17 protein-coding genes are annotated in these 22,614 nt (G+C 59.4%); 12 read left to right on the forward strand and 5 right to left on the reverse strand.

Features of this window, described 5'->3' with window-relative positions:
* Positions 1-17 precede the first annotated feature (17 nt).
* Together JNO48_09555 and JNO48_09560 are read left to right on the forward strand one after the other, a co-directional pair.
* Positions 18-2,012, forward strand: coding sequence for a family 20 glycosylhydrolase (locus JNO48_09555; GenBank protein QTE67447.1), 1,995 nt, complete (start codon positions 18-20; stop codon positions 2,010-2,012).
* Between the two features lie 27 nt (positions 2,013-2,039).
* A complete protein-coding gene (locus JNO48_09560) occupies positions 2,040-2,651 on the forward strand; it encodes an HAD-IA family hydrolase (protein ID QTE67448.1) in 612 nt (203 codons plus the stop codon).
* 354 nt (positions 2,652-3,005) lie between these two features.
* Here the strand turns inward: JNO48_09560 and JNO48_09565 are convergent, their stop codons facing one another.
* Together JNO48_09565 and JNO48_09570 are read right to left on the reverse strand one after the other, a co-directional pair.
* The gene (locus tag JNO48_09565) at positions 3,006-3,806 is read right to left on the reverse strand and encodes a nucleotidyl transferase AbiEii/AbiGii toxin family protein (protein QTE67449.1); all 801 of its coding nucleotides are present in this window, start codon (positions 3,804-3,806) and stop codon (positions 3,006-3,008) included.
* Positions 3,806-4,348 carry a hypothetical protein gene (locus tag JNO48_09570; GenBank protein ID QTE67450.1) on the reverse strand — a complete coding sequence of 181 codons (543 nt, stop codon included), beginning with the start codon at positions 4,346-4,348 and terminating at the stop codon, positions 3,806-3,808. The genes JNO48_09565 and JNO48_09570 overlap by 1 nt, the downstream gene beginning before the upstream one ends.
* Positions 4,349-4,595: 247 nt before the next feature.
* Here JNO48_09570 and JNO48_09575 point away from each other — a divergent pair, with 247 nt between their 5' ends.
* The 10 genes from JNO48_09575 (at position 4,596) to JNO48_09620 (ending at position 19,873) form a co-directional block, all read left to right on the forward strand.
* Positions 4,596-6,278: a glycoside hydrolase family 2 gene (locus JNO48_09575; protein ID QTE67451.1), complete on the forward strand. Its 1,683-nt coding sequence runs from the start codon at positions 4,596-4,598 to the stop codon at positions 6,276-6,278.
* 25 nt (positions 6,279-6,303) lie between these two features.
* Positions 6,304-7,656, forward strand: a complete 1,353-nt coding sequence (locus JNO48_09580; protein QTE67452.1) for an MFS transporter — start codon at positions 6,304-6,306, stop codon at positions 7,654-7,656.
* 63 nt (positions 7,657-7,719) lie between these two features.
* Positions 7,720-8,511 (forward strand): helix-turn-helix transcriptional regulator, encoded by a 792-nt coding sequence (locus tag JNO48_09585; GenBank protein ID QTE67453.1) that lies wholly within the window; start codon positions 7,720-7,722, stop codon positions 8,509-8,511.
* Between the two features lie 417 nt (positions 8,512-8,928).
* Positions 8,929-9,828: a ribosome small subunit-dependent GTPase A gene (gene rsgA, locus JNO48_09590; protein QTE67454.1), complete on the forward strand. Its 900-nt coding sequence runs from the start codon at positions 8,929-8,931 to the stop codon at positions 9,826-9,828.
* 177 nt (positions 9,829-10,005) lie between these two features.
* On the forward strand, positions 10,006-11,763 hold the full coding sequence (locus tag JNO48_09595) for an ATP-binding protein (GenBank protein QTE67455.1): 1,758 nt from the start codon (positions 10,006-10,008) through the stop codon (positions 11,761-11,763).
* Positions 11,764-11,799: 36 nt separating this feature from the next.
* Positions 11,800-14,166: a DUF5110 domain-containing protein gene (locus tag JNO48_09600; GenBank protein ID QTE67456.1), complete on the forward strand. Its 2,367-nt coding sequence runs from the start codon at positions 11,800-11,802 to the stop codon at positions 14,164-14,166.
* Positions 14,167-14,211: 45 nt separating this feature from the next.
* Complete coding sequence (locus tag JNO48_09605; protein QTE67457.1) at positions 14,212-15,114, forward strand: ribokinase; 903 nt, start codon at positions 14,212-14,214, stop codon at positions 15,112-15,114.
* On the forward strand, positions 15,114-17,291 hold the full coding sequence (locus JNO48_09610) for a family 78 glycoside hydrolase catalytic domain (GenBank protein QTE69735.1): 2,178 nt from the start codon (positions 15,114-15,116) through the stop codon (positions 17,289-17,291). Before JNO48_09605 ends, JNO48_09610 begins: the two co-directional genes overlap by 1 nt.
* A gap of 185 nt (positions 17,292-17,476) precedes the next feature.
* Positions 17,477-18,871 carry an MATE family efflux transporter gene (locus JNO48_09615; GenBank protein QTE67458.1) on the forward strand — a complete coding sequence of 465 codons (1,395 nt, stop codon included), beginning with the start codon at positions 17,477-17,479 and terminating at the stop codon, positions 18,869-18,871.
* 150 nt (positions 18,872-19,021) lie between these two features.
* Positions 19,022-19,873, forward strand: coding sequence for a KilA-N domain-containing protein (locus JNO48_09620; GenBank protein ID QTE67459.1), 852 nt, complete (start codon positions 19,022-19,024; stop codon positions 19,871-19,873).
* Between the two features lie 99 nt (positions 19,874-19,972).
* Here JNO48_09620 and JNO48_09625 read toward each other — a convergent pair whose 3' ends face one another.
* From JNO48_09625 to JNO48_09635, 3 genes are read right to left on the reverse strand one after another with little or no spacing between them, the layout of a single operon-like run.
* Positions 19,973-21,061: a hypothetical protein gene (locus JNO48_09625; protein ID QTE67460.1), complete on the reverse strand. Its 1,089-nt coding sequence runs from the start codon at positions 21,059-21,061 to the stop codon at positions 19,973-19,975.
* A 1-nt stretch (position 21,062) separates the two neighbouring features.
* A complete protein-coding gene (locus JNO48_09630) occupies positions 21,063-22,025 on the reverse strand; it encodes a hypothetical protein (GenBank protein QTE67461.1) in 963 nt (320 codons plus the stop codon).
* Complete coding sequence (locus tag JNO48_09635; GenBank protein QTE67462.1) at positions 22,022-22,498, reverse strand: RNA polymerase sigma factor; 477 nt, start codon at positions 22,496-22,498, stop codon at positions 22,022-22,024. Before JNO48_09635 ends, JNO48_09630 begins: the two co-directional genes overlap by 4 nt.
* Positions 22,499-22,614: the final 116 nt, after the last annotated feature.

Below are 22,614 nucleotides of genomic sequence, written 5' to 3' on the forward strand. Positions count from 1 at the left end.
AAAGAAAGGCGGTGCGAATGGAGATGGCAGGAACGGAATTCGGATACAGGGGGTTCATGCTGGATGTGTGCCGCCATTATATGCCGGCGGATGAAATCCGGAAGCTGCTGGACGCGGCGAAGATCCTGGGGCTGAACCGGTTCCACTGGCATCTTTCGGACGACCAGGGCTGGCGGATTGAAATCCGGAAATACCCGAAGCTGACGGAGATTGGCTCCGTGCGCGGGGATTCGTATTTCGGCGGGACGCCGGAGAAGGAACGCAACTGCGGGTACTATACGCAGCGGGAGATCCGGGACATCGTGGCTTACGCGAAGGCCCTCGGAATCGAGGTCATTCCGGAGATTGAGATTCCCGGCCATGCCGCGGCGATGCTGGCGGCGTATCCGGAGTTCAGCTGCCGGCGGGGAGAAAACGGCCGGTGGGAGAACCATGTGGAGATTTCGGGCGGGATCTTTCCCTCCCTGCTCTGCGCCGGGAATGACGCGGCGCTGGATTTCATCCGGGATATCCTGGACGAGGTGACGGAGCTGTTCCCGTTCCCGGCGGTGCATATCGGCGGGGACGAGGCACTGAAGCTGCGCTGGCGCCGCTGCCCGGACTGCCAGGCACGGATGAAGCAGCTGGGAATCCCCTCCGAGGACGCGCTCCAGCGGTGGCTGGTGCTGGAAATCGGGAAATACCTGGCGGGCAAGGGAAGGAATACCATCGTCTGGAATGACGTGCTCGCGGGCGGCACGCTGCCGGATTACTTTATCGTGCAGCAGTGGGCGGAAGGCAGGGAAACGACCCGCGCTTTCATGGAAGGCGGCGGGCATGTGATCCGCTCCGATACGGATTATTTCTACCTGGACTATTCCTATGGCCGGATCGACGTGCGGAAGATCTGGGAAATGCCCCGGATCCCGGCCTATGCCGCGGAATATGAAGGACAGTTAATGGGCATCGAGTGCCCGCTGTGGACGGAGCGGATTGCGAGCCTGGACCGGGCGGCGTTCCAGCTGTTCCCCCGTCTGGCGGCAGTCGCGGTGCGGATGCGGGAGGCGGATATGCCCTGGGAGGCTTTCCGGGACTGCGTGGCGGAACTGACGGCGGAGATTGAACGGAAGACCGGCCTGAAGGGCGCCCCGGAGGAATTGTGGGATCTTTCCCCGGAGGAAGCGAAACAGGTCCGGATTGCGGAACGGGAACGGATCCGCCTGCCGGAGACAGCTCCGGTACCGGATGAAGGCACAATGAACCTGCTGGATGAGGCGGAGCGCCTGGCACTGAAGCTGGGCATCCCGCGGGAGTTTACCCTGAAGGCCGGGGACAGCGTGCTGGCGGAGCTTTCCGGGCAGGGCGCGCCGGAGAACGACCTGGGCGCCGGCATCCTGATGCACCAGCTGATGGAAGCCATGGAAAGCCGGAAGTGGGGTGCCTGGAAGCGGATTCCGGAGGAGATCTGGATCGAAACCATGAAGGCGTTCCCGCGGTTTATCTCCGAGCACCGGCGGTCCTACGGCTATGATGGGTTTGACCGGTATGAATGGACGGTGCGCCAGGCCGGCGCGCGGCTGTTCCGCATCGGGGAGCTGGAATATGAGCTGGCGGAGAACGAGCCCGTAAAACGGGAAATCGGCGTGCATATCCCTTCGGACGCGAAGCTGGAGCCGGACCGGATGAATGAATCCCTCGCCCGGGCGGACGCGTTCCTGCGGGAATACTTCCCGGACTGGGCGGACCTGCCGAAAACCTGCGAAAGCTGGCTGCTTTCCCCGGTGCTGAAGGAACTGCTGCCGCCGGATTCCCGGATCCTGCGCTTCCGGGAGGCGTTCGACATCCGGGAGGACCTCCCGGAGAACGACGCGGCCCTGGAGTGGGTGTTCCATGTGGCGGGCGGCCAGCGGGAAGGCCTGGACCTTTCCGCACTGCCGGAGGAAACCTCCCTGCAGCGGAAGATGAAAGCCCTGCTGCTTGCCGGCCGGAAGCCCGGCGCCGCGTACGGCGTGCTGGTACGCTCGTTCCGGTAATTCAACTGTGAAATGTGAGGAAGTCAGATGACTGCATATATCTGGGACCTGGACGGAACCCTGCTGGATTCCTATGCCGTGATCGTGAAGGGCGCGAAGGCTGCCGCGGAGGAAGCCGGGCTGCATGATACGGAAGACGAAGTGCTGAAGGGCGTGAAGGGGGAATCCGTGACCGCGTACCTGCGAAACGCCAGCGCCCACGCCGGAATTCCCTTTGAGCAGATGAAGGAGCGGTACCGCTTCTTCGCCCACTCGCTGGATGATAAAATCACGCTGATCGACGGCGCGGCGGAAACCCTGGAACGGCTGCGGTGTGAAGGCGCGGAGCATTTCGTGTATACCCACCGGGGCGCGTCCTCCCGGCCGATCCTCAGCCGGCTGGGTATCCTGGACTGTTTCCGGGATATCGTGACGGCGGAGATGAAGTTCAAACCCAAACCCTCCGGGGAAGGCGTGAAGTACCTGCTGGAGAAGTATGGCCTGGACCCGGCGGACACCTGGTATGTGGGGGACCGGGCGGTGGATATGTACTGCGCGAAGGACGCGGGGGTCAACGCCCTGCTGTACCTGGAGCCGGATCCCGTGGTGACGCCCACGGGTGTGGAGGACCGGATTGTCCGTTCCCTCCGGGAAATCTGAACTGTTTCCTGTTAAAACGACATTGAAAATCAGACAGGGACAGGAAAGCTACATGGCTTATGAGAAATGAGGTTGATTCATTGAAAATCAGGGTTGAAGGTTATATACCTACCAGAAGCTTTACCACGCGTAAAGTTCATTCGGACCATGATTTATACTATATTTTTGATGATCTTCGATATGGACCCATTCATGAAGAGGGTGAATTGAGCAGAGAAGATATGGTTAAAGAGTTCCAGACGCTTTTCCCGAAGTTTCATGATGACGATTGCCGGATTATTAAAGTTGGAGATGAACGGAAGATCGATTAATACCTATAACCATTGTCAAAAGATTGGCCTGGTATATCGGATATCATAATTTCTGCAGGAACGATCTCAATGTGGAAAGAACATCCCGGGGATTCTCAGCCAGCCAGTTATGTCTGCTTGCCGTAAGGTTTTTAACATAGCTCTCATTTTCGAACGTACGCTTTATTCTTTTATTCACATCTTCCATACTGTTTTCCCGCATTCCCGGATCAGCAAAAATGAATTCGTGTATGCATTCCTTCAGCTTTGAGACATCAACGTATTCCGAAAGGTAGTACATATCAAAAATATCTTTATAGCGAGTGGAGTTTGGCCCGAATTTCAGCAATGACCGGAGCTTTTCAGCGAACATCTGTTCTTTTGTATTGATTAATAAATTGGCGCCGTTGTCATAGCATCCAATATCAAAGCAGTATTCTTCCTGCTCGATCTGCAGATGCTTGTGAACGCCAAGATCTATTTTGCTTTCAATGGCATCTCCTGTGTGATCTGAAATCCTGATATGGACCCGCTTTCCATGATAGTCCTGTTGTTTCAGTTCAGTGATTGTGCCTGTCTGGACAATTTGAATATCCGGAAGACAATCAAGCGCCATAATGAAAGCACGAATCGAATCATCACTGATGGAATAGCGAATAAAATCAATATCCATATCCTGTGTGGCACGCCTTGAATCGTGGGTGATGCTGCGCATGACCACACCTCCCTTGATTGTTGCGTTTCTGCAAAGTGAACTTTCTGAGAGTGCCTTCAGAATAATATCCTGGCATACCTTTGATTCGGCATTGTCATCCAGAAAGCCCTGTGCACGAGCCTGTCGTATCATTTCTCTGATTGAAGCCATTAAAACACCTCTGCCGACAAGGCTTCGCTGATCATTTTATGCTTTGGGAAACTTTCAGCGTAGTCCTGAATCCGTTCAATATCGAGTTCATGAATCTGATTCCGGTAGTTCCCGAGAATCTCTTTATAGTAATCGTAGGGAATGCTGTTTTTACGGCTCAGCAACTCAATCAGCATCCGTTCTTTATCATATATTCTGAACATGGCGTCTCTCCGATACATGACGATAACGCCCAGGTTCAGGATCTCATCCGGAACAAAAATCTGCTTTATTCTTGAATCACGGAGTTTCCTGGCATGTTTGGAAGTGGCGATATAGTATTCATCCGGAATCACATCGGTTAATCCATGATAGTAAAATGCAGAATCCAGCGTAATAATCGCTTCCGGATATTTTGTGGAAATAACAGCCAGAGTGGTTACATCCCTTGTATCCGCATATATGCCTTTTTCGATCTGATACAGCTCGCCGGCCTTTACAGCCTTTTGAACCTGATAGTCGCTTCCTTTTTCTTTCAGGCATTGTTTGTGGGTGCAGATCATTATTTATCACTTCCTGAATGTAGGCAGAATTCTATTTTTAGCCTACAATCGATTAAATTATAGATAAGGATCACAGCGTTGTCAAGAGAACATAAAATATGATTTTCCGGAGAAATGCTTTTAGCTTTTCCCGCATGAAGAAAGTATGCTGCAGCGTGGACTACGGCCCGGTTCTGCACTCTCCCCGGGTTGTCAAACTGTAGGAAAAGTGGTTTAATCAAACCAGAATTCAGGGGGAGGATTCCCGATGCAGAAACTGTATACGACCGCCGGAGAAGCGCTTTCCGGCATCCCGTGGGACGTATATCCCAGGCCGCAGATGGTCCGGAAGGACTGGCTGTGCCTGAACGGGGAATGGGATTTTGAATACCGGGGCACGAAGACGGAAATCCGGGTGCCCTTCTGCCCGGAAAGCCTGCTTTCGGGCGTGGAAACGCAGATGGAATACGGCCGGGAGATGACGTATACCCGGCGCTTTACGCTGCCGGAAGGCTGGAAGGGAATGCGGATCCTGCTGCACTTCGGCGCGGTGAGCCGCATGGCGGTGGTCCGCGTGAACGGGAACGGCGCGGCGGTTCACGGGGAAAGCTACCTGCCGTTTACCGCGGACATCACGGAGCTGGTGCACGAGGGGGAGAACGAGCTCTCCGTCACTGCCGTCAACGACCTTTCCCACCGGCATCCCTGGGGAAAACAGAAAGAAAAGCGCGGCGGCATGTGGTACACGCCGGTGTCCGGCATCTGGCAGACGGTGTGGCTGGAGCCGGTGCCGCTGTGGTATATCCGCTCCCTCTCGATCCGCACAGAGGGGGACACCGCGGAGATCACCGCGGAAGGCGCGGACGCGGGCACGGTGGAACTGGAAGGTAAGCGGTATCCCCTGGTCGGGGGAAAGGCGCGCATCCGGGTGGAGAACCCGGAGTACTGGTGCCCGGAGAACCCGCGCCTGTACCGCTTCACCGTGGAGGCCGGGCAGGATCGGGTGGAGTCCTACTTCGCCCTGCGGACGCTGGAGATTCGCACCGTGGCGGGGAAGCCGCGGCTGTGCCTGAACGGGAAGCCGTACTTCTTCCACGGCCTGCTGGACCAGGGCTACTGGAGCGACGGGCTGTACACGCCCGCTTCGCCGGAATGCTATGAGGCGGACATCCGGGCCATGAAAGGCCTGGGCTTCAACATGCTGCGGAAGCATATCAAGATTGAGCCGGAGCAGTTCTACTACGACTGTGACCGCCTGGGCATGGTGGTTTTCCAGGATATGGTCAACTGCGGGGAATACCGCTTCCTGCGGGATACGATCCTGCCGACCGCGAGGCTGGGGCCGAAGAAGGATACCCGGCTGAACCGGGATCCGGAAGCGCGGGAACACTTCCTGGAGGCGATGGACGAAACCGTGCGCCTGCTGGGGAACCATCCCTGCATCTGCCTGTGGACGATCTTCAACGAGGGCTGGGGACAGTTCTGCGCGGATGACGCCTACCGCCGCCTGAAGGCGCTGGACGGGACGCGGTTCATCGACAGCACCTCCGGCTGGTTCAAACAACGGGAGAGCGACGTGGAGAGCCTGCATATCTACTTCAAACCCCTGCGGATTGGGGAGGAAAACCGCCCGCAGTTCCTGTCGGAATTCGGCGGCTGGTGTCTGAAATACCCGGAGCACAGCTTCAACCTGGAAAAGACATACGGGTATAAGAAGTATACGGACCGGGAAACCTTTGTGCAGGACTTGCGGAAGCTGTACCTGGAGCAGGTGCTCCCGCTGATTCCGAAGGGACTTTCCGCGGCGGTGTATACGCAGGTGTCCGACGTGGAGGACGAAACCAACGGCCTGGTGACCTTTGACCGGAAAGTGCAGAAAATATCCCCGGAGGAATTCCGGGACGTATCGGAGCAGCTGCTCGCTGCCGTTCCGGGCGGGAGCGCTGAATGAACCAGACAGAACCGAGGTGCTTTGCATGAAGAAAAACAGGAAATTCTGGATTGCGCTGATCATCTTCTCCCTCACCGGGCAGGTGGCCTGGGTGGTGGAGAACATGTACTTCAACGTGTTCATCTACAAGATGTTCCGGGCGTCCGCTTCGGACATCGCGCTGATGGTCACCGCCAGCGCGGTGGCGGCCACGCTGACCACCATCCTGATGGGCGCACTGTCCGACCGCATCGGGAAACGGAAGATCTTCATGTGCGCCGGGTATATCGCCTGGGGCGTCTCGATCATCGCGTTTGCCCTGATCCGGGCGGACGTGATCTCCGCTGTGTTCGGCTCGGCGGTGGCCGCGGCATCTGTCGGAATCACGCTGGTGATCATCCTGGACTGCGTGATGACCTTCTTCGGCTCCACGGCCAATGACGCGGCGTACAACGCCTGGCTCACCGATTCCACGGACGCGGGCAACCGCGGCGCGGCGGAGGGCATCAACTCCATGATGCCGCTGATCTCCATCCTGGTGGTGTTCGGCGGGTTCATGGGCTTTGACCTGGACCAGGCGTCCAGCTGGACCACGATTTACTGCATTATCGGCGGCCTGGTGCTGCTGATCGGCATCCTGGGGTTCTTCCTCGTGGAGGAGGCCCCGGTGAAACAGCCGGACAGCCTGGGGTATTTCGCCACTATCCTGTACGGCTTCCGGCCGGACGTGATCCGGAAGAACACCACCCTGTACCTGTCCATGATCGCTTTCATGGTGTTCAATATCTCCATCCAGATCTTCATGCCGTACCTGATCATCTACTATGAGCAGACGCTGGGCATGGCGGACTATGTACTGATTATGGCGCCGGCCATCATCCTGGCGGCTGTGGTTACGTTCTGCTTCGGCCGGCTGGTGGACCGCTTCGGTTTCCGGAGGATGGTGCTGCAGGCGATGATGCTGCTGATGACCGGGTTTATCCTGCTGTGGCTGGTTCCGTCCCGGATCCCGGCGGAAGGCCTGGGGATGAAGATCCCGGTGTTCATCGGATCCCTGCTGATGATGTCCGGTTACCTCAGCGGTATGGCGACATTCGGTACCCAGCTGCGCAACTACACGCCGGAGCATATGGCCGGCCGGTTCCAGGGCCTGCGGATTCTCAGCCAGGTGCTGATTCCGGGCATCATCGGCCCGCAGATCGGCGCCTGGGTACTCCGGGACGCGCCGGTGATTGCCAACAGCGACGGCACCACCTCCTTCCTGCCCAGCGCGGATATCTTCCAGGCGGCGATGATCGTGCTGTCTGTCGTGATCGCGGGACTGGCGGTATGGCTGACGCGCGCCAATTTCCAACCGGAGGTTGGAGAAAATAATAAAAATCAACCAACGCGTCATTGATTTCAATGCCTGCCATGGATATACTTCAGATACCGGCCGGAGTTGACGAAGGGAGAGATATCCATGAACGGAATCAGAATCAATGAACAGATCGCGTTCCTGCGGCGCGAAAAGGGCATCACGCAGGAGACGCTCGCGAAGCACCTGAACGTGACCAACCAGACGGTTTCCAAATGGGAAAGCGGGCAGTGCTATCCGGATATCCAGCTGCTGCCGGAAATCGCGGATTTCTTCGGGATTTCCGTGGATGAACTGCTGGGTCATGCCGCGAACAGCGGGCTGGAATCCCTGTGCCTGGCGCTGAAGAACCATTTCACTGCCCTGCCGGCTGAAGAATGCTTCGACCATGCGTACCGCCTGGCGGCGCAGCTGCATGAGGCTGTGATGACCGGCGGATATAAGCAGAGTGTCCCGTGGGAGGAAAAGGATTACGCGAAGGAACCGGCAGCCCGGTGGGGACTGTCTGCCTGGAACGAGGCGGAGGGAAGCTCCGTGCGCTGCGGGGATACGGTCCTGTTTACCGGCAGCCGGGCCTGGAGCCGGATGAAGAAATCCGATATCCGGAACGTCGCGAGGGAGCTGGAAACGCTGTCCGACGAGGACGCGCTGAAGGCGCTGTTTGCCCTGCAGGACCTGACCGTGAACGATCCGGACCGCTATGTATCCGCGGCAGAGATTGCGGAAAAGGCCCGGATGACCCCGGAAGCGGTGGAACGGATCCTGGGTGACCTGCCGCTGGCCGTCCGGGAGGACGGAGACGGGGAACAGTTCCGCATCAGCGGCGCGGCGGCATGGCTTCCGTCGGTGCTTGCGCTGCTCCGCGGACCGCTGCCGGAGGATATAGAAAACAGTTGACGGTGTACGGAAAATCATAGTATACTTGCTATACACTGAACTGAAAGGGGGGCTCTTCGAATGCGGAAGAATGAGATGACGGTTGCTGTTATGAATATCCGCACTGGCTTTGTGTCCGATCATCCGAAGGGCCCGCAGGCATAACCTGCGCATATATTTCGGTTGACCGGCCGCTTATCCATGACGGATAGGCGGCTTTTTTGCGCCTTTGCGGACCAGAGAAAGGGGCGATTGTGATGGAAAAAACGAAATGGGAAAAACTTGCAGGAAACCCGGAATACCCAAACATTTTACCGATACCGCATATTGATGCGGAAAGAAAAGGGAGGAATACCTATTACAGGGAATATTTATCGTGTTGTACAGGTTCGGAGAGAACGGTATCTGGTACGGAATGAAGAAAAGGAACTTTACTGTGTGCTGACCGGCAGCCTGCGCTTCCGCGGGGATTTCCCGGTGGTCGGGGACTATGTGGAGATTACGGAAAACCCGTATGGCGACAGCCTGATCCGGGAGGTCTGCCCGCGCAGGAGCGTATTCCGGCGGCCGGACCGCGGCGGGCACGGGGACGCCTTTGTGAAGAACCTGATGATGGAACCGCTGATCGCCAATATGGACTATGTGTTTATTATCACATCCCTGAACCGCGACTTCAGCGTCAACCGGATTGCCCGGTACGCGGCCATGGCGGTATCGGGCGGCGCGGTGCCGGTGGCGGTGCTGACCAAGGCAGACCTGTGCAAAGACCCGCAGGAAAAAGAAGCGGAGGTTGCCGCACTGAGCAGGGACCTGAAGGTGGTCACCATCAGCTCGGTGACCGGATACGGCCTGGACCGGCTGCGGGAATACTTCAGGCCGGGCGTGACCATCGCCCTGCTGGGCTCCTCCGGCGCGGGAAAATCCACCCTGGTCAATACCCTGGCAGGGCGCGAAATCATGGATACCGGCGGGATCCGGGAGGAGGACTCCAAGGGCCGGCATACGACCACCCACCGGGAACTGATTGACCTGGACGGCGTATCCATCATTGACACGCCCGGACTGCGGGAGCTGGGTGTGGCGGACGCGGACGAAGGCCTGGCCGGCACCTTCACGGATATCGCGGAACTGATCAGCCTGTGCCGCTTCTCGGACTGCACCCACGGGAACGAACCGGGCTGCGCGGTCCGCCGGGCACTGGAGGACGGCTCCCTGCCGCCGGACCGCTGGGAGACGTATCGCCGGCTGGAGGCGGAAAACAACTGGAGCAAGCGGATGAAAAACAAGCAGGAAATGAAGATTGCCATGGCCCGGCAGCGGATGGGACGGGGAAAATAAACCACCCGGTAGCCGGAAGCAGGATCCCGCGGCGCCCGGAAACGGGCGCCGCTTTTCTGTGCCCCGGGGCGGCGACATTGACATTCCGGGCTGTCCGGGCATACAATAAACAGAAAAGAAAAAACCTCAGAAATACCCATCTGTTTCCGGAAAATATGCCGGGAGGAGTGAAAATATATGCCGGAATCCGAAGGAAGGAAAGCATTCCTGCGAAAACAGTTTTTCCGCCTGCTGCCGGTGCAGATCCTGCTGATCGCCATCGGCTGCCTGAACAGCGTGATCGACGGCGCGGTGGCTTCCTCGCACCTGGGCGCGGACGCCATGGCGGTGATCGGGCTGTACTCGCCCCTGGCGAAGCTGGTGGACGCGTCCATCGCCGTTTTCCTCGGCGGCACGCAGATCCTGTGCGGCCGTTTCCTGGGGAAGAACGAGGTGGAGAATACCCAGCAGGCCTTCTCGCTGGATATCGTGGTGACATCGTGCTTTTCCGGCCTGCTGATGGTGCTGTGCCTGGCGGCGCCGGGCGCGGTTGCCGGCGCGCTCGGCGGCAGCGGAGAAATCCGGAATGACCTTTCCATGTACCTGCTGGGGATGTCCTTCGGGATTCCCTGCCAGATGATCGGATCACAGCTGTCCGCGTTCCTGCAGCTGGAGCGGCAGGAGAAGCGGACGTATACGGGAATTGCGGTGATGGTCGTGCTGAACGTCGGCCTGGACCTGCTGCTGGTTCCCGCGCTGGGTTTCCTGGGCCTGGGGCTGGCGACTTCCGCCAGCAACCTGGCGTTCTGCGCCATCCAGATTTACTTCTTCCTGACGGATAAGGCAACGATCCGCTTCCGGTTCAGGAGCGCGCGGCTGAAGCACCTGAAGGAGATCCTGCATCTCGGCCTGCCCGGCGCGCTGGTGCAGGGCTGCCTGATGGTCCGCGGACTGGTGCTGAACCAGATCCTGCTGAACTTCTGCGCACCGTACGGCCTGCCGGCTTTCTCGGCGGTGAACGCTTTCGGCTGCCTGTACTGCGCCGTATACCTGGGCATGGGCTCCGCCACCCGCCTGCTGAGCAGCGTTTATATTGGGGAGGAAGACCGCGCAAGCCTGGCGGATACGCTGAAGACCGCACTGACGTGGGGCCTGCTGATGGTGACCGCGGAGGCGGCCTTGACCTTTGTGCTGGCCGTTCCGTTCGCTTCGCTGTTCTTTACGCCCGTGGACGGGGCGTGGGATCCGGCGGTGCTGTTCTTCCGGGTCTTCCCGCTGAGTGTGCCGCTCAGCGCTGTGTTCATCGTGTTCAACAACTATTACCAGAGCCTGGGCCGGATGAAGATCGTTAACGTCCTTTCGGTGATGGACGGCGCTGCCGGAATGTGCCTGTTCAGTATCCTGCTGGCGCCCTCCCAGGGATCCACGGGCGTATGGGCAGCCCAGGTGCTCAACGGGGTTGCGACGCTGCTGCTGATTCCGGTCTGCGTGTGGGTGACCCTGAAGCGCATGCCCCGGAACCTGGAGGATATGATGCTGCTGCCGGAGGGCTTCGGCGTTCCGGACGGGGACCGGATGGATATCGCGGTCGGGAGCGAGGCGGAAGCGCTGCAGTTCTCCGACCGGGTGATTGCCTTCTGCCTGGACCACGGAATTGAAAAGAAGCGGGCGTACGCCGCGGGCCTCTGCCTGGAGGAAATGGCGGTGAACGTTATCCGGCACGGGTTCCGTGGGGAAAAGAACGAAAACGTGATCGTCCGGGTGGTGTACAAGGGCGGGGAGCTGATGATCCGACTGAAGGACAGCTGCCCGCCGTTCAACCCGAAGGAACGGGCGGAGCTGTTCGATCCGGAGGACAAGGCGCACAACATCGGCATCCGGATGGCCAGCCGCCTGAGCCGGAAAATGGAATACCAGTTTATCCTGGGACTGAATGTGCTGACGCTGACGCTGTAAGCAAGGGCAGGCGCAGGACGGAGAGGAAAAAGAAACATGCGGACAGAATGGACGGGCGTTTTTGGCGGCATCCACCTGCGCCTGCGCGCCCGGGAGGACGGAATCCTGCAGGTAACCCGGGACCTGAGCGGACAGTTCCGGGAAAACGAATATTCCCCGGTGACGGAGTGCCCGGAAGGAGCCTGGATCCGCCGGACGGAAGCCGGCAGCGAGGTGTTTGCGCTGCCCGGACTTTGTGTGCGGGTAAACCGGGGAACCGGCGCCCTTTCCTTTGAGGACGGAAGCGGGAAGCTGCTCCTGCGGGAACGCCCGGACTGCTCGGCAGAACTGCAGGAAGCGGAAATCCGCCGGAGCGTTTTTTCGGAGGAGACCCGGATTACGGAAAAAACCGGGGCGGACGGCGCGCGTTCCTCCGCGGACCCGGCGGCCACGGAAACCGATCGTACCGGCGTGCGGGGCCGGCAGTATTTCTGCTTCCGGGAAAATGAGGCATTGTACGGCCTCGGCTCCCACGAGGAGGGAATCGGGAACCTGCGCGGGCATATGCGGCTTCTGTACCAGCACAACCTGAAGGCAGTGGTGCCGGTGCTGGTTTCCACCGCGGGATGGGGCATCCTGTTTGACATGGGCTGCGGGATGGCGTTCCACGATGACGAAGAAGGCTCCTTCATGGAGATTGACTGCGCGGATTCGCTGGACTGGTATTTTGTGTACGGAAACGGGACCTATGAATCCCTGATGGAAAAACTCCGCGGGCTGACCGGCCCGGCGCCGATGCTGCCCCGGTACGCGCTGGGGTTCATCCAGTCGAAGGAACGGTACGTCAACGCGCAGGAACTCGAGGATACCGTGGCGGAATACCGCCGGCGGAAGATCCCGCTGGATGTGATCGTGCAGGACTGGCAGACCTGGCCGGAGGGACAGTGGGGACTGAAGCAGTATGACCGGAGCCGCTATCCGGAGGGCTTTGCCGACCGGCTGCACGCAATGAACGCCCGGGTGATGCTGTCCATCTGGCCGCATATGCAGGGCGACCGGAACAGCAATAAGGATGAAATGATCCGGGAAGGCTGCATGCTGGGCAACCGGTCCACCTACGACGCCTTCAGCCCGAAAGGAAGGGCGATCTACGGACGCCAGATCCGCGAAGGCCTGATGACGGAGAAGATCGACGCCTGGTGGTGCGACTGCACGGAACCGTTTGAAGCAGACTGGAATGGCAGCGAGCGGCTGCCGGACGGGGAACGGATGCGGGTGAACACCGGGGAAGCCCAAAAGTACCTGGACCCGGCATCCATCAGCCTGTACAGCCTGCTGCACTCCCGGGGAATCTGGGAGGAAATGCGCCGGGATTCCGGTGCGCCGCGGGTGCTGAACCTGACGCGCTCTTCCTGGGCGGGGCAGCGCCGGTACGCGGCGGTCACCTGGAGCGGGGACGTGTGCGCCACGTGGGAAACGCTGCGGCGCCATGTGCCGGAAGGCCTGAACTTTATGGCAGCCGGCGAACCGTTCTGGAACTGTGACGTGGGCGGATTCTTTACCAGCTGCCGGGAACCGTGGTTCTGGCGCGGGGAATTCCCGCGGGGAACGGAGGACCCGGGATACCGGGAGCTGTTTGTGCGCTGGCTGCAGTATGCATGCTTCCTTACGATGATGCGGGCCCATGGGACGGATACGCCGCGGGAGATCTGGCAGTTTGGCGGTGAAGGCGGCCGGTATTATGAGGCGATTGCCGCGTGCATCCGCATGCGTTACCGCCTGCTGGCATACCAGTATTCGCTGATGGCGGAAACCCGGGAGAAGGGAATTCCCGCCGTCCGCGTTCCGGCGCTGGTGTTCCCGGAGGACTCGTGCCTGCGGAAGACTGACAATGAGATGATGCTGGGCGACGGGCTCCTGGTGTGCCCGGTGACCCGGCCGGTGGAATATCTCCCCGGCGGGGAAAAGATCGCGGATCCGGACGAAAACACGGAGGTCTACCTCCCGGCGGGATTCCGCTGGTACGAAGCGGATGGAGACGGGGTATACGACGGCGGACAGGCGGCCATGGTGAGGACGCCGCTGGAAAAGGTGCCGGTGTTTGTGCGGGAGGGAACCATCCTGCCGCTGTCCCCGGCGCGGCAGTATACGGATGAAGAAACCGCGGAACCGACGGAGATCATCATCTTCTCCGGCCGGGACGGGGCGTTCGCTTTCTACGATGACGACGGCATCTCCTATGACTATGAGCACGGGGAATACCAGCGGATCCCGATGCGGTGGAACGACCGGGAACGGGCGCTGACCCTGGGCGCGCAGGAAGGGCGCCTGCGGCGGGAACAGCGCTTCGTGGTCCGGCTGCGCGGCGGGAAGGAAACCCGGGAAATCGCATATACCGGAGAAGAAATGACCGTCCGGTTCTGAGATCCCAACCGGCAGGAAACCATTGATCACGGAGGAGAACACCGGATGAAAATCCTGAACTTCGGCTCGCTGAACCTGGACTATGTATACCGGGTGGACCATTTTGCCGGCCCCGGGGAAACGCTCAGCGCGCTCTCCCGGGAGGTGAAGCCCGGCGGAAAGGGACTGAACCAGTCCATCGCGCTGGCGCGGGCCGGCGCACGGGTATTCCACGCAGGCTGCCTGGGGAAAGGCGGCGAAATGCTGCGGGAACTCCTGGAGAAGGACGGGGTGGATACCTCCCTGCTGCGGCCGGTGGAGGAGATGCAGGGGCATACGGTGATCCAGGTGGACCCGGAAGGGGAGAACAGCATCCTGCTGTACGGCGGGTCCAACCGGTGTGTAACGGAAGAACAGGTGGATGAAACGCTGGCAGCCTTCGGACCGGAGGACTGGCTCCTGCTGCAGAATGAGATCAGCATGAACGGCCGGATTGTGAACCGGGCGTATGAGCGGGGTATGCGGATTGTGCTGAATCCGTCCCCTTATGACGGGCGGCTGGCGGAAGTGGATTTCGCGAAGCTCAGCTGGGTGCTGGTGAACGAGGTGGAAGCGGAGCAGATGACCGGCACGCAGGATCCCGAACAGGCATGGGAAATCATGCACCGCCGCTGGCCGGACCTTTCCGCGGTGATCACCCTGGGCAGCCGCGGCAGCGCGGCCTTTGCCCGGGGAGGGAACGGGACCGAGACGGCCCGGCAGGAAGCCGTGAAGGTGCAGGCAGTGGATACCACGGCGGCCGGGGATACTTTTACCGGATACTTTATCGCGGGGCTGGCAGCGGGAAAACCGCTCTGCGAATGCATGGCGCAGGCGTCGCTGGCGGCGGCCATCAGCGTGACCCGGCCCGGGGCCGCGGATTCCATTCCCCGGGCGGAAGAACTGGAGAAGGGAGAGACCGGACGATGATGATTCAGCAGGCATCCTGGATTGCCATGGACGGCGCTGCCTCCACGGTGGTGCCGGTGTTCCGCAGGAAATTTTCCGGCGCGAAGGGGATATGGTCCGCTGCACTGGAGGTCACCTGCGACGGCGTGTATGAGGCCCGGCTGAACGGGGAGCGGATCGGAAACTTTATCCTGGCCCCGGGCTGGACGGAATACCGCAAGCGCCTCCAGGTGCAGCGGTACGATATTTCGGACATGCTGCAGGAAGAGAACGTCCTGGAGATCACCGTTGCCAACGGCTGGTACCGCCGGACGAACGCGCCGTGGACCGGCACGCACAATCCGGATGAGTTCCTGCCGGCCATGGTGATCGCCGCCCTGCAGATGCGGGGAAAGGACGGCATCGTGGAGACGATCCTGACGGATGAAAGCTGGGAAGTCTCCGAAAGCAATGTCACGCTCAGCGGGATCTTCATCGGCGAGGACGTGGATATGACCCGGGAGCCGCGTTTTGTGCCGGCAAAGGTATGCGACTATCCGAAATCCATGCTGATTCCCCAGGAAGGACCGGAGGTGCACGAGCAGGAAACGGTGTATCCCCGCGCGTCCTTCCGCACCCCGAAGGGGGAATGGGTGATCGACTTCGGCCAGAACCTGGCGGGCTATATGGCCTTTGACCTGGATGCGCATGCCGGGGAACGGCTGTCCGTTTCCACGGCGGAGGTGCTGGACCGGGATGGAAACTTCTACACGGCCAACTACCGCTCCGCCCGCAGCCAGCTGCATTACACCTGCCGGGAAGGGAAGCAGAGCTACCGGCCGCGGTTTACCTTCTTCGGGTTCCGCTACCTGCGGATTGACGAGGCGCCGGAAGGCTTTACGGCAGACCAGATCCGCGCAGTCGTGCTGCACTCGGAGATGACGCGCACCGGTTGGCTGGAAAGCAGCGACCCGATGCTGAACCAGCTGTTCAGCAATACGATCTGGAGCCAGAAGAGCAACTACCTGGATATCCCGACAGACTGCCCGCAGCGGGATGAGCGCTACGGCTGGACCGGCGACGCGCAGATCTTCTGCCGGGCGGCCACTTATCAGTTTGACGTGCGGCAGTTCTTCCGCAAATGGCTGGCGGATATGCGGGCGGCCCAGCATGATAACGGCTGGGTGCCGGACGTGGTGCCGAGCCTCACGGCCTACCGGCCCGGCGGCGGTGCCTGGTCCGACGCGGTGACGATCATCCCCTGGCAGCTGTATGAAACCTATGGCGACCTGTCTTTCCTTTCGGACATGTATGAAGTCATGGAAAAATGGATCGCGTATATCCCGACGGTTTCCGCCACGGAGGACCTGTGGACCGGCTGCTGGACCTATGGCGACTGGCTGGCGCTGGACTGGCCGGAGGATTATGTGCCCGCGAACATCGAGCTGGCCAAGCGCGGCGCCAGCAATGACGACCTGCTGTGCAGCGCGTTCTACGCCAACTCAGTGGATATCGTGATCCGCAGCGGAAAACTGCTGGGAAAGGACGTTGGCGAATATGAGGCACTGCATGCCCGGATCGTTTCCGCGTTCCGCAAACGCTTCGGCGGGCAGCTGAACACCCAGACGGAAAAGGTGCTGGCGCTTCATTTCAACCTTGCGGAGAACCCGCAGGAGACGGCGGACGCCCTGGCCGCGCAGGTCCGGGACTGCGGTATGCACCTGCAGACCGGCCTCGTCGGTACGCCGTACCTGCTGCACGAGCTGACCCGGTACGGGCATACGGATATCGCCTGGTCCCTGCTGCTGCGGAAGGAATACCCGGGCTGGATGTACTCCGTTTCCCGGGGCGCCACCACCACCTGGGAGCACTGGGACGGCATCAAGCCGGACGGCACCTTCTGGGATGAAGATATGAACTCCTATAACCATTACGCCTACGCCTCCGTGGCGGATTGGGTGTTCGGGGAAGCCTGCGGCATCCGACCGGCGGAGCCCGGCTTTGCCCGCGCGCGGATCGCTCCGCAACCGGATGACCGCCTGGACAGCCTGTGCGGAGTGTTCGATACCGTGCACGGGCGGATCCGCTCCGCGTGGAAGCACACGGAGGGCGGAATCCGCTATGAGATCGATACGCCGGTGCCGGCGGAGATCGTAATCGGCGGAAAGACATACCATGTGGAAAAGGGAAGCTACCTCTTCGGGGAAACAGGCGCCTGACGCCGGCCCCCGGGGACAAAAAGAAGGAAGCTGCCGGGGAAACCCGGCAGCTTTTGCCTGCCATAGCCGGAATGTACATAAAAACAGCCGAAGAAAGCGATTGCGCGCCCGGCGGAAAAGTGGTATAACTTCGCAGGCGAACCAGGCGGTTCGCGGAAGGAGTACCAGTTCGGATGTCACGCACCATGACCCGCGATTTAACGGAAGGGAAGCCGCTGAAGCTGATCCTTTCCTTTGCAGCCCCGCTTCTGTTCGGGATGCTTTTCCAGCAGTTATACAGCTTTGTCGATACCGCGATTGTCGGCCGGTACCTGGGAACTGAAAAACTGGCGGCGGTGGGCGCCACCGGTTCGGTGAACTTCCTGGTGATCGGCCTGTGCCTGGGCTTCTGCTCCGGCTTTTCCATCCCGATTGCCCAGGCCTTCGGCGCGAAGGATGAGCATGAAGTGCGCCGCAGCGTGTGGCACGCGGCAGTGCTCAGCGCGGGCCTGGCCATCATATTTGGCCTGGCGGCCACGCTGCTGTGCAAACCGCTGCTGCGGCTGATGAACACGCCGGAGGAGATCCTCGATTCCTCGGCCAGCTATATCCGCATCATCTTCGCGGCCATCCCGTGCTGCGTACTGTACAACATGGCCAGCGGCATCCTGCGGTCCCTGGGGGACAGCAAAACGCCGGTGCTTTTCCTGGTGCTGGCCTCGCTGGTGAACATCGTGCTGGACCTGTTCCTGATCATCGTCTGCAAAATGGACGTGGCCGGGGCGGCGGTGGCGACGGCGGTGAGCCAGCTGATCGCCGGCATCGGCTGCCTGGTGGTGATGATCCGGCGGTTCCCGATCCTGAAGCTGACGGCGGCGGACCGGCGGTTCTCCGTGAAGCGGTCCTGGAACATGCTGGGCATTGGCCTGCCGATGGGCCTGCAGTTTTCCATCACGGCCATCGGCTCGGTGGTGGTGCAGTGGTCCGTGAACGGCCTGGGCGTGGACGCGGTGGCCGCGGTCAGCGCCGCCCAGAAGCTGAGCATGTTCTTTGCCTGTGTGTTTGACGCGCTGGCTTCCACCATGGCGACATACGCCGGGCAGAACACCGGCGCGCGGAAGCTGGACCGGGTGGGCCAGGGCCTGCGGTGCGCCTCGGTGGTCGGCACCGTCTACTGCGTGCTGGCGCTGGGTGTGGTGATGCTCTTCGGCGACAAAATGCTGGGACTGTTCATCGACGGCGGATCGGCGGAGGTGCTGGAGCTGGGCTTCCGGTACCTGAAGATCAACGCGTCGTTCTACATCCCGCTGCTGTTTGTAAACATCGTGCGGCTGAGCATCCAGGGTATGGGCTTTACCCGGGTGGCGATGTTCGCCGGCCTGTGCGAAATGGTCGCCCGGACGGCGGTGGCACTGCTGATTGTGCCTGCGGCCGGGTTTGCCGGAGCCTGCTTCGCGAACCCCGCGGCCTGGGTGCTGGCGGACCTGTTCCTCTTCCCCTGCTACTTCCGGGTAATCCGGTCCCTGCACGGGCGGTTGATGCCCGGCACGGAGCCCTCGGAAGAAAACCCCAAAATCAAAAAAATCCGGAGAGCCGCATGATGCGGCCCTCTTTTCATATGGAAACAGGCTGGAACGGGATTTTCTGAGAAAGGAAATTCGTTTGTTCGTCTTTTCTTCCGGAAACCGGAATGATAAAATGAAGACAGAGTATGAAATGCCTGATTTATCATATATGAAGGGAGGAGCCTTATGCCTGCAGCAGTCAAAAGGGGCACAATTCATGCCGGCGGACTGGATATCGGCATCTATACAACGGATTACAGGAATGAATATATCTCCCTGACAGATATTGCAAAATACAGGAGTATTCAACCTGCCATTACAGTTCATAACTGGCTGCGCGGAAGGGATATTGTTGAGTTCCTCGGTTTATGGGAGGTTTTGCATAATCCGGGTTTTAAAGTTATCGAATTCGATAACTTTAAAGAGAATGCCGGTACAAATGCTTTTGTGTTTTCCATTAAGGACTGGACAGAGAAACTGGGCGCTGTCGGACTGCTGACAAAAGCAGGACGGTACGGCGGCGGAATCTATGCACATACAGATATAGCGTTTGAATTTGCTTCCTGGATCTCACCGGAATTCAAACTGTATATTATCAAGGATTATCAGCGCCTGAAATATGATGAGAACAGCCGGCTTTCCTTATCCTGGAACCTCAACCGGGAAATTGCGAAACTGAATTATCGGATTCATACAGATGCAATCAAAGAGAATCTCCTTCCACCGGATCTGACACCGGAACAGATATCCTGCACCTATGCCAATGAGGCGGACCTGATCAATGTGGCCCTGTTCGGAATGACAGCAAAACAATGGCGGGAAGCCAATTCCGGCGTAAAGGGCAACATGCGTGATTATGCCAGTCTGAACCAACTGCTGGTGCTGGCCAATATGGAAAGCTACAACGCATTGCTGATCGAACAGAAAAAGGAACAGGCCGAACGGCTGACGCTGCTGCGGGAGCTTGCCGTGCGTCAGATGAAGACCCTTTCAGGCATCAGCCTGGAAAAACTGCCACGATTAACAGAAGAAATGTAATATTGGATGGACAGATCCTGCCCGGCACGGAGCCGTCGGAAGCAAACCCCAAAATCAAAAAAAACCGGAGAGCCGCATGATGCGGCTCTCCGGATTTGATCAGTCGTAATCGCCTGTGATTCCGTACTCGAGTCCGGGAGCCCCGTTCTCGGCGGAGACATAGATGTAACTCATGCTTCCCTGGAAATGATCCTGAATGACCTGCCCATCCGCAATGACCTGCATTGTTTCATGGAATTCCCAGGCGGGGATCAGTTCCCATTTGCTGGTCATGAACATCACCAGGCGTCCGGTATCCTCCTCCAGCACGGTTTCAGCATGGGTGGACGACCGGCCCAGTTCCTTCAGCAGGGCGTCATAGACACCGGGTTCGCCGACATAAGCCCCCCAGTCGTACCCGTAAGCGGTCGGCTTATCCGTTTTCTCCTTCGCAAACTGGTCCCGGGCAATGCGGAGCGCATCCTCCTTTGAAACGGTGATTTCAGTACCCTTTACGGGTTCCACGGTGAAACCGCCGCCCATGTCGGCGTATATGATGCGGTTGTTCCCGTCAAAGACAAAGGTGGTTACGCAGCCGTAATTGTTACAGTACCGTTCACCGGGCCAGATGTATATGCTGACGGGCAAGCCGCCGACGGGAGCCGGATGGTAATGCAGGATGATCCAGGAGGGATCTGTCTGTTCGGCCTTATCCCGCTGGTATGCCTGAAGCAGACCGGCTGCCTTCAGGGCGCCTTCCATCCCATGGGTGATCGGCGAACCCAGGTAGTACCACTGACCGTCTTTCAGCTCCATATTGCTGGTTTCCGCCAGTTCACGGAGGCAGTAATCCCGGTAAGACATGGCGGAAAGCAGTTCCGGTTCGCAGCCGGGATAGACAGCCCGGTACAGCTTTTCCGCGGTTTCACGGCAGACCCGGATCCTGTCATTGTCTTCAATTTCCTGGTAAAAGGGGTAGGAGGCTTCTCCGCTCATGATCAGGTCCGGGCACCAGGCGCGTCCTGTGTCATAGTCAACCTTGTAACCCGGCGCCATGTATTCGGTGAACAGTTTCTTCATGGTCTTTTCCGGGATTTCATTGAACATACTGGCTTTATACCGGTTCGATGCGGTTGGGGTTCCTTCCGCCAGGCAGGCGGAGACAGCCATCACCAGGCACAGCGCGCAAAGAATCAGTCGTTTCATCATGTCAGTTCCCTCCTTCCGTGAGGCGGACGGCGAATTCCACCTGCCCGGTTGTTCCGCCGGTATACAGGACTTCGTCATCCATGCCTTCCGTATACTCCACAAGCCGGTACTGCAGGACACAGGGGATTCCTTCGGCCAGCTTTTCACGGGCAGCCTGCGCTTCCGCGATCTTTCCGTCCGTATATTCCTTCATATTCGGATATTCTTTGCCGAAGGCTTCCTGCTGCCGGTCGTATTCCGTGCTGATCCATTCCGGCGTGTATTCCAGCACATAGACGACTTCGCCTTCCGGCGTGCGGAACTCATCCAGGGAAGGATAACCGAGTACGTGCACTCCTTCCGGTGAGGTGACGCCGGTGCACTCGATGAGCAGCAGGCGCTTTGTATTGTCATCCATCACCTGCAGGACCGGCCCGCGGCGGGATTCTCCTTCACCGGTCGGATCGCTCACCCACATCCAATGGACGCCGCGGTCTTCCCCGTCCTCCTCCGGGTCGGGATCGCCGCCCGGCCCCATATAGGAGCCGTCCACATCCAGCGCGTAGGCACTGTGGAGTTCATCGTGCTCCGGATCCTTCACGGATGCCTGGATCAGGACGTCCAGCGTTCCGGATTCGGGTACCAGGGAAATCTCCCGGATGGATACGTTCACCAGGCTGTCTTCCGCCTGCTGCTGTTCCGGGTTTTCCACCCGATGGTCCATCATGGCCTGGACCGCGGCCGGATCCACTTCACCGTTGCGCTCCGTATACCACCATTCCAGGTTATAGCCGATTCCCGCAGCGATGGCAGCCACCGCGAGCAGAACCAGGACCAGCGCGAAGACCAGTCCGGCCGATATCTTTTTCTTCATGACTTTTGCTTCCTTTCCCGGAGAGGCCGCCGAAAGGAAGGCACGGTGCGTTTCCGCCGGGATTTCACCCGCCAGGTTTTCCAGCCGGCTGCGAAGCTCCTGCTCTGTCATTTCGACTCCTCCTTTCCGTTCCATTCCACACGAAGCGCTTTACGGGCCTGGTGCATCCGGTATTTTACCAGGGCCAGGGAAATGTGCTGCACCCGGGCAATCTCCTCCAGTGAGAACCCTTCCAGGTAGTGAAGCACCAGCGGAACGCGCTGCTTCTCCGGCAGGCTTTCCAGCATCAGCCGCGTCTCCTGCTCGCCGGAATCCGGTGCGGGCCGGTCCGGCAGTTCCTCTGCGGAGACGTATCGGCTGTTTTTCCGGTGCAGGTTATGGCACTCATTCACCATGATCCGGGAAATCCAGGTTCTGAAATACTGTTCCTCCCGCAGGGAAGCCCGGTTTTTCCAGGCCTTCAGTGCGGTTTCCTGCATGGCGTCCTGCCGGTCGGCTTCCGACCGGAGGAGCGCGCAGGCGATGCGGTACAGCATCGGCTCGCTCTCCAGCAGCTTCTGTGTAAACGGACGTTCTTCCATCATTTCATCGGTACCTCTTCGAAGGGGTTTTGTCTGTCATGACATCTATTAGACGGCCGGGGAAGGGAAAAAGTTAGGATGATCCAGAATACTGTTTTCCCGCCGGGAGTGTCAACGGG

The sequence above is a fragment of the Clostridiales bacterium genome (genome assembly GCA_017569285.1).
GTDB lineage: Bacteria > Bacillota > Clostridia > Christensenellales > Aristaeellaceae > Aristaeella.